Source organism: Azospirillum sp. B506 (assembly GCF_000333595.1).
Taxonomy (GTDB): Bacteria; Pseudomonadota; Alphaproteobacteria; order Azospirillales; family Azospirillaceae; genus Azospirillum.
This window is the reverse complement of the sequence record NZ_BADK01000059.1, coordinates 1-11,881: the sequence shown is the minus strand read 5'-3', so window position 1 is coordinate 11,881 and position 11,881 is coordinate 1. Positions and strand designations below refer to the sequence as shown.

Here is an 11,881-nt window from a genome sequence, read left to right as displayed (position 1 = left end):
GGAGGATCCCCGCAGCCCCATCACACGCGCATCGGCATCAGGACGTAGAGCGCGGTGGAGTCGGCGACGTCGCGGATGATTGTCGGCGACGCGGCGTCGGCCAGCGTGAACTGGGCGCCCTCGCCCTCGATCTGCTGCGTGATGTCCAGCAGATAGCGGGAGTTGAAGCCGATTTCCAGGGGGGACTCCTGGTAATTGACCTCCAGCTCCTCGGTGGCGCTGCCGGCTTCCGGGCTGGTGGCGGACAGGGTCAGCGCACCGCGGACCAGCGCCAGTTTCACCGCCCGGCTCTTCTCGGTGGAGATGGTGGCGACGCGGTCGACGGCGGCGGCGAACAGCTTGGCGTCCACCTCCATCACCTTGTCGTTGCCGACCGGGATCACCCGCTCATAGTCGGGGAAGGTGCCGTCGATCAGCTTGGAGGTGACGACGACGCTGTCGAAGCCGAAGCGGATCTTGTTGTCCGACATCGACAGCTCGATGCGGTCGGCGGCCTCGTCGACCAGCTTGCGGATCTCGGTGACGGTCTTGCGCGGGATGATGACGCCGGGGATGCCCTCGGCGCCGTCCGGCAGCGGCATCTCGACCCGCGCCAGCCGGTGGCCGTCTGTGGCGACGGCGCGCAGCACCGGCGTTTCCAGGCTGCCCATCTTGCTCTTGGCGGCGTGCAGGTAGATGCCGTTCAGGTAATAGCGCGTCTCCTCGGTGGAGATGGCGAAGCGGGTGCGGTCGATCAGCCCGCGCAGGTCGGCGGCGGCGACCGAGAAATTGTGCTTCAGGTCGCCGCTGGACAGTTGCGGGAAGTCCTCGACCGGCAGGCAGGACAGCTTGAACTGCGAGCGGCCGGCGCGCAGCGTCAGGATGGTGCCGTCGCCGCCGATGTCCAGCTCCACCTGGCTGCCGTCGGGCAGCTTGCGGACGATATCGAACAGCGTGTGGGCCGGCGCGGTGGTGCCGCCGGGCCGCCCGACCGTCGCCGGGACGGTCTCGACGATCTCCAGGTCCATGTCGGTGGCGGCCAGCGACAGTTCGCCGTCGCCGGCGCGCAACAGAACATTCGACAGGATCGGAATGGTGTTCCGCCGCTCGACCACACTCTGCACGTGACCCAGGGAACGGAGAAGGGCGGCGCGTTCGATGGTGATGTTCATGCTGGCGTCGTCTCGGCCGGAGGGAAAACTGTTCGATGGACCCACCGGGGTTGCAGGCCGGTGTCCGGCCGTCCCGCCCCGAGCGGGCGCGCATCATACCACATCGACGGGGGCGTCGAACCAAATTGTTGCGGCTAAGCCCTTCGGCATTCTTGCGGTTAAGGTCTTCGGCCGAAGGGGCTTCACGCTTCCCCGCACCGCCTCGCCTCATGCAGGCGCAGAAGGTCGACGAAGTCCGCGCTCTGCCAGTTGCGCGACCGGCTCAGCTCGATGCGCACGCTGGCGACGAAGGCGTCGATCACCGCCCATTCCTCCACGGCGATCTCCCCGTCCGCCTCCAGGTAGCTGTAGACGACCCGGTGCAGACCCTGGCTGACCGGGCTGATCCAGCCGTCCACCGTCTCGCCCATCGCCGCCATCAGCCGGCGGATGCGCAGCATGTGCGCCATGCGGTGGGCCGGCTTCTCCTGCGGTTCCGCCTTCATCGCCTGGAAGAAGGCGAGTCGGCCGGTCTCCACCGCATAGAGGCGCAGCGACTTCAGCTCCGGTTTGGCTTACCCGCATTGCCGAGGGTGCGTCCCCAGCGCCACACCAGCTCCAGCAGCCAGACGATGTCCTCATGGTCATGCACCGGGGCGTGGCGGGCGTTCATCGCCGCCTGCAGCCGGGCGGCCAGTGCCGGCATGACCGTTCCCGTCAGCGCGCGGCTGACCGCCGCCAGCTCCGCCCGCAGGGCCGGGCCGGTCGAGCGGCTGGCGAGGAAGCCGGTGCCGGACAGCGCCGTCAGCGCCCGGTCGAAGCGCTCCACCGCCTCGTGCAGCAGGGCGCGGGTGGTGACGGGGGCGGAGAGGACTCCTCCGTCCTGGATGTCCATGTCGCCGAACATGCCGTCCACCACCTCGCGGATGGTGGTGCAGGCGGCGGTGAAATGGCAGAGCAGGGCACGCAGCAGCGGGTGCGACTCGCGCACCGCCGGACCGCCCGAACCGACATGTTCGCGCACATGGCGCAGGAACACGTCGTAGCGCTGCTTGACGTTCAAGCCATAGAGCGGGGCGAACCAGGCCAGCAGCTGCGACTGGTCGCGGAAGGGCAGGCCGAGGTCGCGCACCCGGCGGACGAAGCCGACCATCAGCGCCGACTGGCAATCCACCTCTGCCGACCGCAGGTCCCCGGCGCCCTGCGTCTCCCCCATCCGCATGTCGTCGATGTCGCGGCGCATCCGCTCGGTCAGCGGCACCAGCACCGCGTTGTGCTCCAGCAGCGCGCGGACGAAGCCCAGCAGGTCGCTGTCGATCGGCGCCTTGCGGCCGAGATACTGGGTGCGCAGCCGGGCGTCGTGGTGCGCCTCGTCGTTCGCCAGCGCCAGGAAGCGGTCGGTCAGCTTGCGGTCGCCGGCCATGGCATAGAGGAAGTCGAGCGCCTCCTTCCGCATCAGCTCGCGCATCACCATCGCGTCGGGGCTGGCCAGCACGGCGTCCAGCATCGCGTCGCGCGCCATGGCGTCCAGCCGGCTCTGCACCTCCGCGGCCAGTCCCGGGAAGGCATGGCGGGTCAGCGCCGTCCAGATGCCGCCCATGTCGACCCGCTGGAGCAGTGCCGGAACCGACTCGGCCGAGCGGTAGAGGATCGGGTCGTCGACCAGGAAGGGTTCGAACAGGCTGGTGAACAGCCGCCGCGCCTTCATCGGCCGCAGCCGGTTGAAATGGTCGACCAGCGCATCGCGCAGATGCCGCGCCCGCTCGCCGTTCGGACTGGGCGTCCCTTCCACGGCGTCCAGCACCGACCGGATGGCATGCATGGGGATGCGGGCGACGACCTCGTCCATCTGGCGGCGGAAGGCGGTCGCGTCCACGCTGTCTTCCCCCCGCGAAGAGGTCGGGGAGGGGGTGGAAAGGGTGGCCGTCGGCGTGCTGTTCATGCGCACAACACCTCGCGGGATGGTCGTCGCTTGGACGCCCATGATCGCGGGAGATTATTAAATATCCTTTGCCAATTCCATGCGTCTTTTCGTCAAGTTCTTATGATTACCGGAATATGACTTGTAATTGCTTTGCAATCTTAGCTTTTTATTTTGGCTAACACTTGGTTAAAGCCCCGCCGCCAGCTGGGCCTCCAACCCGGCGCGATAATCCGGATAGGCCAGGGTGACGCCGAGCTGGCGCTTGATGCGGTCGTTCTTCACCCGGCGGCAGTCGGCGTAGAAGCTGGCGGCCATCGGCGACATCTCCGCCTCGTCGAAGGGCACCAGCGGCGGCGGCTCCACCCCCAGCAGGCGGCAGGCATACTCCACCACCTCGTGCGACGGGCTGGGCAGATCGTCGGCGACATTGTAGATGGCGCCCAGCGTCGGCCGCGCTATCGACGCGCGCAAGGTGTTGGCGATGTCGTCGACATGGATGCGGCAGAAGACCTGCCCCGGCTTGTCGACCCGCTTGGCGATGCCGTCGCGCACGGAATCGATGGCGCTGCGGCCGGGTCCGTAGATGCCGGCCAACCGGAACAGATGCATCGGCACGCCATATTGGCGGTACAGGTTCAGCCAGCCGCGTTCCGCCTCCACCCGCCGCTTCTGCCGCTCGCCGGTCGGCTTCAGCCAGGATGCCTCGCTCACCCAGTCGCCGCCGGTGTCGCCATAGACGCCGGTGGTGGACAGGTAGCCTGCCCATTCCAGCGTGCGCAGGTCGGCCAGATCGCGGGCATGCTGGTCCAGCACCGGGTCGCCCTGGCCGTCGGGCGGGATGCTGACCAGCAGATGGGTGGTACCGGCCAACGCCGCCTTGGCATCGGCCAGCGGCCGGCCGCGGTCGAACAGGACGGCCTCGATGCCCTGGGCCTCCAGCTCCGCCTTCTTCTCCTCGCTGCGGCAGGTGGCGGCGATGCGCCATCCCTCGGCGCGCAGCCTGTCGGCGAAGACGCGGGCGCTGTAGCCGGGGCCGAACACGAACAGGCGGGGGTCGGTCATCACGGGCGGTTCCGGTTGGAGCGGGAGCGGTGAACTGCATAACACCGGGAACGGGCCACCGGTTTGGTGTGGAGGGCTTGCGCCCCGCCCGGCGATGGCGGAGTGTAAAGGCACCATGATCCGACGCAATGCTTACCTTTCCGGCGCCCTCGCGCTTGGGCTTCTCGCCGCCTTCCCGGCGTCCGATGCGGCCGCGCAGTCCGCCCCCGCTCCCGACCGCAACCGAGAGCTGCAGGCCTGCGCCGCCAAGGCGGAGGCCAACCCCGATGGGGCCATGGCCGATGCCAAACGCTGGCAGGAGCGGGGCGGCGGCGACTCCGCCAAGCTCTGCGAGGCGCTGGCGCTGTTCCATGCCGGCGACTTCAAGGCGGCCGGCAGCCAGATGGAGGCGCTGGTGCCGACGCTGGGCAAGGACGACCCCAAGGCCGCCGCCTCGCTGCTCGGCCGCGCCGGCTGGGCGTGGCTGCGGGCCGGCGACCAGGGGCGGGCGGAGCGGCTCTACAGCGCCGCGCTCGACAGGACGCCGGGCGACGTCGACCTGCTGATCGACCGCGCCTTCGCCCGCGCCGAGGGCGAACGCTTCTGGGATGCCATCGCCGACCTGGACGCGGCGCTGTCGCGCGACCCGCGGCGGGCCGACGCCTATCTCTACCGGGCGACCGCCCACAAGGCGCTGTCCAACTACCGGCAGGCGCTGGCCGACATCGACTCCGCGCTGGAACTGAAGCCCGGCGACCCGGAGGCGATCCTGCTGCGCGGCAACGTCAAGGCGCTGGGCGGCAATCTGGTGGCGGCGCGCGACGACTGGTCGCTGGTCCGCCGCGTCTCCGCCGACAGCGAGTGGGGCCGCGCCGCCGCCGACAACCTCGCCCGCACGGCGGAGCTTGCGGGGGCGGCAGGTCAGGACAAGGCCAAGGAAAAGAAGGTGCAGTGAGGCACCGGATACCCTCTCCCCCTGGGGAGAGGGGGAAACGCCCCAACGAAAAATGCCCCGCCGCGCTGACCGCGGGCGGGGCTTTTCCTTGGCTGGACCTCTGGGTCCGGACCGGTCGGACCGCTTACAGCGCCGAGTCGACCCACTGGAACAGCGCACCCTTGGGCAGGGCGCCGATCTTGGTGGCGGCGACGCTGCCGCCCTTGAACAGCATCAGCGTCGGGATGCCGCGCACGCCGTACTTGGTCGGGGTGTCGGGGTTCTCGTCGATGTTCAGCTTGGCGACGGTGACCTTGCCGTCATACTCGCCGGCCAGCTCGTCGAGCGCCGGGGCGATCATCTTGCAGGGGCCGCACCATTCCGCCCAGAAATCGACCAGGACCGGGCCTTCGGCCTTCAGGACGGCCTGCTCGAAGCTGTCGTCGGTAACCTTGATGGTGGTGCTCATGTGACCTCTTGCCTGGATTCGGAAGCGCCGCGGACCGGTTGTGGAAGGCCGGCGGCCATCGCCCCGTCAGTGGAATTGAGCAAAATGTAGGGCGGAGGCGCCCGGCCGGTCAAGTCACCCCATCTTTCGGATGAGCCGTCGGCCCTTCCTCACCCCACCCTGGGCGCCAATCCGGCGGCGGCGGCGTCCAGCACCGACGGCGGCAGCTCCATGGTGTAGGGGCCGTCGGTCCACAGCAGCACGCAGCGCACCCGGCGCCCCGGATAAACGGCGCGCAACGCCTCGCGGTAGGCCGCCATCTGGCGCCGGTAAACCATTGGAACGTCTTCCAGATCCCGCGGCGGCGGCCGGTTGGTCTTGTAGTCGACGATCCACACCGTATCCCCGGTCAGCGCCAGCCGGTCGATGCGGCCGGCCAGCGCCCGGCTGCCGTCGCCGAGCGCCACCACCCCGACCAAGGGCACCTCCGCCCGCGAGCCGGGGCCGAACAGATGCGCGAACTCCGCATGGCTCAGCACCGCCAGCGTCTCCCGCGCGATGGCGTCCTGCTGCTCCGGCGTCAGCTTGTGCGCCGGGCGGGCGAGGAAGCGGCGGCAGGCGGTCTCCCGCGCAGCCTCGGCCAGATTGGGCAGGGTCTGCAACAGCCGATGGACCAGCAGGCCGCGGCGGAAGCGCTGGCCGTCGTCGGTGCCCAGTGGCGAGCGCACCGCCGGCTCCTCGCCATCCGGCCGCGACGGGGTCAGCGGCCGGGACGGCTCCGGTTCGCCCGGTGGCGGCTCGGCGATCCAGGGTGGCGGTGGCTCGGCGGCGGCACTCTCCTCGCTCTCGACATGGCGCGGCACCTCGGCGGTCTGGGCGCCAACCAGCCGCCAGCCCTCTCCCGCCCAGCCATCGGGGCACAGGCCGGTGAAGTCGAAGCTGTGCGGCACGCCGTTGTCGCGCATCGCCTCCTCGAACAGCCGGTACCAGCACTCGTCGGACGGCTCGCGCTTGCCCTGGTGGCCGCAGATGTAGAGCCGGTCCTCCGCCCGCGTCAGCGCGACATAGAGCAGCCGGCGGTATTCCTGGTCGCGCCGCCGGTTGGCCCGCGCCCGCGCCTCGGCGCACAGCCCGTCCTCCTGGGACCGGCGGGCGGCGAACAGCGGAACCGGGCAGGACTCGTCCGGCCACAGGATCGGCGGACTCTGGGTCGGGCTGCCCAGCGTGTCGGGCAGGAAGACGATGGGAGCCTGCAAGCCCTTGGAGCCGTGGACGGTCATGATCCGCACGGTGCCGCCGCCCTGTTCCAGTTCGCGCTTGATCTCGGCGTCGCTGGCCGCCAGCCAGGCGAGGAAATTCTGCAGCGACGGCGGTTCGGTCTTCTCGAAGGCGAGGCAGACGGCCAGGAACTCCTCCAACGGGTCCTGTGCGTCGGGGCCGAGCCGCTTCAGGATCGCCCGCCGCCCCGACCGTTCGTCGGCCGGGCAGGGCCGGTTCAGCAGCCCGGCGAACAGCTCGTAGGGCGCCGAGAAGTCGGTGCGCGCCAGCAGGTCGCCCAAATAGCGCCGGGCCGGGCGGAACTCCGGCTCCGTCTCCGCCAGCGCCACCAGCGAGCGCCACAGCGTGCCGCGCCGGCCATGGGCGACGTGGAACAGCGCCTCCTCGCTCAAGCCCACCAGCGGCCCCTTCAGCACGGTGGCGAGCGTCAGGTCGTCGTCGGGCAGCAGCAGGAAGTCGGACAGCGCCACCAGATCCATGACGGCGAGCTGTTCGGTCAGCACCATGCGGTCGACGCCGGCCACCGGCACGCCGCGGTCCTTCAGGGCGCGGACCAGTTCGGTGACGAAGGCGGTGCGGCGGCGGACCAGCACCATCACGTCGCCGGGCTGCACCGGCCGGCCCTTGGCCTCCAGCGTCTCGCCGCTGTCGATCCAGCGATGCACCGTCGCGGCGATGACCGCGGCGAGGCGGGCCGATGGCGAATCGGCGGACTCGCGCGCCACCGGCGGCGCCCAGGCCGGCGTTTCCGCCGCCTCGGCCGGCTTCACCGGCGGCCACAGCTCGACCAGCCCGGCCTGCCCGCGGCGGAAGGCACGGTGGCGGATGGTCGGGCTGGCGTCCGACGCCACGCCGTCGCGGGCATGCTCCAGCGCGAAGACGGCGTCCACCGTCTCCAGCACTGCGGCCGTCGAACGGAAGGAGATGTCGAGGTCGACCCCCGCCCACAGCCGTCGGCCGCCTCCGCCTTTTCCTGAAAATGGCGGCGCATGCGGGCGAATTCGGCCGGATCGGCGCGCTGGAAGCTGAAGATCGACTGTTTCTCGTCGCCCACCGCGAAGACGGTGCGGATCTTGCCGTCGGGGGTAGCGGCCTCCAGTTCGGTGAAAAACTCGCCGGCCAGTGCTGCGACGATGGCCCACTGGTCGGGGTTGGTGTCCTGCGCCTCGTCGATCAGGATATGGTCGAGGCCGCCGTCCAGCTTGTAGAGCACCCAGGGCACGCGCGGCGCCTTGCCGTCGCCGCCGCTCAGCAGCCGGTTGGCCGCCAGGATCAGATCGTCGTAATCCAGCAGGGCGCGCGCCGCCTTGCGCTCGCGGTAGGCGTCCAGCATCGCCTGCGCCAGCGTCAGCAGCGCGGTGGTCGAGGCGGCGACCCCGGCGGCCTTGACCCGCTCCGAGACCTCGACCAGCCGCTCCGCCTCCTTCTGCAAGGACAAGAGCTCCTGCGGATAGGCGGTGGCCGGCTTCTTGGTCATCAGCGTCTTGCGCGGGCTGCCTTCCACCGTCAGGAACAGCCGCTTGTAGGCCTCGAAGGCGCGCACCCGGCGGTCGGCGGCGTCCAGCCAGTACTGGATGGCGATGCCGCGCTCCTGGTCGCTGGCGCTGCCGCCCGCCAGCGCCCGGCAGGCCTCGCGCAGGGCCGGCGGGTCGCACTGGTCGTCGCGGCAGGCATGGGCGAGGATCGACTCCTCGGTCACGCCCGGTGGCACCTTGAGGATGTCGTGGATGGCGTCGATCAGCCCGTCCAGCCCGTGGAAGTCCTTGAGCAGCCTTTCCACCTGCCCGCGCTGGCTCGCCAGCTCGGCCAGCAGCCCGGCGAAATCCTCGGCATTCAGCTCGCCGGTCAGCCGGCCCATGGCGCGGCCGAGCGGGCTGTCCGGCTCGGTCCGGCCGGCATGCAGCACGGCGTCGCGCGCCTCGGTCAGCAGCCCGTCGGCGGTGCGCTCGTCCATCACGTCGAAATGCGGCGCCAGCTCGGCTTCCAGCGGGAAGCGGCGCAGCAGCGACTGGCAGAAGGCGTGGATGGTCTGGATCTTCATGCCGCCGGGGCAGTCCACCACCTGGGCGAACAGGCGCCGCGCGTTCAGCCGAGCCTCCATCGACGGCCGCTCGCCGCAGAGGTCGGCCAGCCGATCCTCCAGAGCGTCGTCGGGCAGGGTGGCCCACAGGCCGAGCGTCCGGTTGATGCGGATCGCCATCTCCGCGGCGGCGGCCTTGGTGAAGGTCAGGCAGAGGATGCGCGCCGGCGGCGTGCCCGACAGCATCAGCCGCAGCACCCGGTCGGTCAGCACCTTGGTCTTGCCCGAGCCGGCCGAGGCGCCGACCCACACCGACGCCATCGGATCGGACGCCCGCCGCTGCGCCACATTGGGATCGAGCGGCAGGGTGCGGGGGGACTGATCGATCATGGAATCGCTCATGCTCAGCCCTCCCCCTCCCCGCCGCCCGACGACCATTCCTGGACGCGGGCGAGGTGCGCGTAGTCGGTGTAGCGCGGCGCCATCGCCGGCCGTGGCCGCGAGCGGTAAGGCGTCTGCGGATCGTCGAACTGCGCGATCAGCGCCTCCAGACCGGCCCGCGCCTCCTCGCCCAGCTGGGCGGGATCGCCCTTCACCGGCTTTTCCTCGCCGGCCGGGTCGCCGCCGGACAGGCGCCAGAAGGTCAGCTCTGCCACCTCGCCCTTGTCCACCCCGCTGAAGCCGCCGGCCGCGGCAATCGCGGCCTCCAGCGGCAGCTGCGGGGCGAAGCCCAGCTCGATCTCCCGCGCGCTCGGCGGGGTGCCGGTCTTGTAGTCGATCACCACCAGCCCGTCGGGGCCGCGGTCGATGCGGTCGGCCTTGGCGGTCAGGGCGAAGGGGCCACCGGGACCGGACAGCTCCAGCCGGCCGGGCACCTCGGTCGCCAGCGGACGCAGGCGGGGGCGGCGCTCGCGTTCCAGATCGACGAACCAGCCGGCGACCCGCTCGAAACGCGGCCACCAGAAGGCCCAGACGTCGGGATGGCTGCGCAGCAGCGGGCCGAAGCGCTCGCGTCCCAGCGCGATCAGCCGGTCGAGCGCATCCTGTGGCAGCGGCCCCGGATGCTCGCGGACGAAGGCGTCGAGCGTGTCGTGGATGATCTGGCCGCGGTCCGATGCTCCCGGATCGGCGGCGATCGGGTCGAGCGCCCGCAGCCGCAGGGCGTGGCGGGCATAGATGGCGTAGGGGTCGCGCATCCAGGTCTCGATCTCGGTCACCGACAGCTTGCGCGGCCGGGCGGCCAAAGGCGGGCGCGGCTCCGGCGCCGCCACCGGCTGCACCCGGTCCGGCTCGTCCAGCCCGCGCGCCCAGCCGAGCCAGCAGGCTCCACGCTCCTCGATCACGCCGTCCAGCTCCAGCGCCTTCAGCACGGTTTCCAGCCGCAAGAGCCAGCGCGACGGCACGGTCGGCGTGCCCTCCACCCGCGCGGCGCGGGTCAGCACCACCTCCGGCGCGCCGCAGGCGTGGGCGAAGTCGTGGGCCGACATGCCGACCAGCCGTTCCGGGCTGGGCAGGCCGAAATCGCGCCGCATCGGCCGCGACATCCACGGATCGGCGGAGGCGGCCGGCGGCCAGGTCCCCTCGTTCAACCCGCCCAGGATGGTCAGGTCGAGATGCTGGAGGCGCGCCTCCATCGGACCCAGGATGAACAGGCGCGGGTGCAGACCATAGCGGGGACGCACCGCCCGCGCGCTCATCAGCGCGTCGAGCAGCGCCGGGTAATCCTTCGTCGGGATCGCCGGGAAGCCGTCGGCCGCGTCGAGCAGCTCATGGACGAAGCGCGCCGCCTCCTCGCCGTCGTCCTGGCGCCACAGCCGCTCCGCCCCGGTCAGTTCGTCGTCGGCGGCCAGCGATTCGCAGAAGGCGACATGGGCGCGCACGAGGTCGGCCAGCGGCGTCTCATTGTTCAGCGCCTCCAGGAAGGGGGCGGCGCGCCGGCCGATGTCGACCAGCCAATCGCGCAGGAACTCCTGCTGCTCCTCATGGTCGAAGCGGTCGGCCTGCTCCAGCGCCGCCAGCACGCCGTCGAAGCCCTCCGCCGGGCGGGGACCGCGCAGCACGATGCGTTCCAGCGCGCGGGCGGCGGCGCGGAAATCCGCCGAGTCGCGGCCGCCCGCCGCCATCGGGTGCTTGGCGAGCGCCAGCAGGGCCAGCGGATGGACACGGCTCGCCGCCAGCTCCGCCGTCAGCCGCAGATAGGTGCCGACCGCGGTGTGGGCGAGCGGCTGGCCGCCGGAATCGTTGACCAGGATGCCCCAGCGCGCCAGCGCCATGGCGACCCGGCGCCCCAGGTTGCGGTCGGGGGTGATCAGCGCGGCTGTCTTCGTCGGCGTTTCCAGCGCATGGCGCATCAGCAGGGCGATGACCTGTGCCTCCTCCTCCGAGGTGGCGGCGTCGATGCGGGTCAGCCCGTCCAGAGCCGAGGCGTCCACCCCCGACAGCTCACGCCAGCCGTCGGTGGTCGCCGCCGGGCGCATCGCCTCGGCGATCAGGCGGGCACGGGCGCCGCGCGGCTCCGGCGCGTCGGTCCAGGGCGGCACCTCTTGCCGTTCCACGCCGAGATGGCGGATCAGTTGCGACAACCCGTGTTGCGGGTGGGATTCGTCCTGCCCGATCGCCTGCCAGATCTCGTCTTCGGCCCCGGTGTCGAGGCCGGGCAGCACCACCGCCCCCTGCGGCAGCCGGGCGATGACAGAGAGCAGGTCGGAGGCGGCAACGATGGAGCCGGTGGAGCCGGCGGCGATCACCATGCCCGGCGGCGGAGCGGCCTGCCAAAGGGTGGCCTGGGTCTCCAGCGTCAGGTTCCGGCGCTTGGCCGGGTCGGTTTCTCCGGTCGACTCGAGGATGGCGGGCCAGACCTCGGTGATGATGCGCAGGAACTTCAGCGTGACCTGCCAATGCTCGGCGTAATCCGCCGGCACCAGCGTCTCCAGCTTGTCGAAGCCGGCGCGCTCGGTCCACACCGCGTCGATCAGCCGGCCGAGATCGGCGCCCAGCCGCACCGCCTGCGCCGTGGTCGCCGACAGCCCCTCGGCGCTCAGGATCAGCCGGGCCAGCGTCATCTTGCCGGTTCTAGGGCGAGATCGCCTCCGGCAGGTCAAGCGGG

General features: G+C 71.0%; 9 protein-coding genes. 1 reads left to right on the top strand and 8 read right to left on the bottom strand.

All coding sequences use genetic code 11. The features are described from left to right. Positions 1–20: 20 nt before the first annotated feature. The 4 genes from dnaN to I71_RS01790 all read right to left on the bottom strand — a co-directional run bounded on the left by dnaN (position 21) and on the right by I71_RS01790 (position 4,116). The gene (gene dnaN, locus I71_RS01800; protein ID WP_042689425.1) at positions 21–1,151 is read right to left on the bottom strand and encodes a DNA polymerase III subunit beta; all 1,131 of its coding nucleotides are present in this window, start codon (positions 1,149–1,151) and stop codon (positions 21–23) included. A 182-nt stretch (positions 1,152–1,333) separates the two neighbouring features. Continuing rightward, the gene (locus I71_RS39335; protein WP_244433565.1) at positions 1,334–1,669 is read right to left on the bottom strand and encodes a hypothetical protein; all 336 of its coding nucleotides are present in this window, start codon (positions 1,667–1,669) and stop codon (positions 1,334–1,336) included. Positions 1,670–1,689: 20 nt separating this feature from the next. Continuing rightward, positions 1,690–3,006: a hypothetical protein gene (locus I71_RS01795; RefSeq protein WP_244433564.1), complete on the bottom strand. Its 1,317-nt coding sequence runs from the start codon at positions 3,004–3,006 to the stop codon at positions 1,690–1,692. Between the two features lie 234 nt (positions 3,007–3,240). Then, positions 3,241–4,116, bottom strand: coding sequence for an SDR family oxidoreductase (locus tag I71_RS01790; RefSeq protein WP_042689423.1), 876 nt, complete (start codon positions 4,114–4,116; stop codon positions 3,241–3,243). Between the two features lie 115 nt (positions 4,117–4,231). Here I71_RS01790 and I71_RS01785 point away from each other — a divergent pair, with 115 nt between their 5' ends. Beyond that, entirely contained in the window at positions 4,232–5,050 is an 819-nt protein-coding gene (locus tag I71_RS01785) for a tetratricopeptide repeat protein (protein WP_042689420.1), read from the top strand. Between the two features lie 124 nt (positions 5,051–5,174). Here the strand turns inward: I71_RS01785 and trxA are convergent, their stop codons facing one another. The 4 genes from trxA to addB form a co-directional block, all read right to left on the bottom strand. Next, entirely contained in the window at positions 5,175–5,498 is a 324-nt protein-coding gene (gene trxA, locus I71_RS01780; RefSeq protein ID WP_042689416.1) for a thioredoxin TrxA, read from the bottom strand. A gap of 149 nt (positions 5,499–5,647) precedes the next feature. After that, positions 5,648–7,234: a PD-(D/E)XK nuclease family protein gene (locus I71_RS40805; RefSeq protein WP_307188951.1), complete on the bottom strand. Its 1,587-nt coding sequence runs from the start codon at positions 7,232–7,234 to the stop codon at positions 5,648–5,650. Between the two features lie 287 nt (positions 7,235–7,521). Then, on the bottom strand, positions 7,522–9,177 hold the full coding sequence (locus I71_RS40800; RefSeq protein WP_307188949.1) for a UvrD-helicase domain-containing protein: 1,656 nt from the start codon (positions 9,175–9,177) through the stop codon (positions 7,522–7,524). Between the two features lie 2 nt (positions 9,178–9,179). Further along, positions 9,180–11,837 carry a double-strand break repair protein AddB gene (gene addB, locus I71_RS01770; RefSeq protein WP_244433563.1) on the bottom strand — a complete coding sequence of 886 codons (2,658 nt, stop codon included), beginning with the start codon at positions 11,835–11,837 and terminating at the stop codon, positions 9,180–9,182. Between the last annotated feature and the right edge of the window lie 44 nt (positions 11,838–11,881).

Bases quoted from the DNA above. Each gene is read 5' to 3' on its own strand.
- dnaN (WP_042689425.1), bottom strand. From the start codon at position 1,151: ATGAACATCACCATCGAACGCGCCGCCCTTCTCCGTTCCCTGGGTCAC.
- I71_RS01785 (WP_042689420.1), top strand. From the start codon at position 4,232: ATGATCCGACGCAATGCTTACCTTTCCGGCGCCCTCGCGCTTGGGCTT.
- I71_RS40800 (WP_307188949.1), bottom strand. From the start codon at position 9,177: ATGAGCGATTCCATGATCGATCAGTCCCCCCGCACCCTGCCGCTCGAT.
- trxA (WP_042689416.1), bottom strand. From the start codon at position 5,498: ATGAGCACCACCATCAAGGTTACCGACGACAGCTTCGAGCAGGCCGTC.
- I71_RS40805 (WP_307188951.1), bottom strand. From the start codon at position 7,234: ATGGATCTGGTGGCGCTGTCCGACTTCCTGCTGCTGCCCGACGACGAC.
- addB (WP_244433563.1), bottom strand. From the start codon at position 11,837: ATGACGCTGGCCCGGCTGATCCTGAGCGCCGAGGGGCTGTCGGCGACC.
- I71_RS01790 (WP_042689423.1), bottom strand. From the start codon at position 4,116: ATGACCGACCCCCGCCTGTTCGTGTTCGGCCCCGGCTACAGCGCCCGC.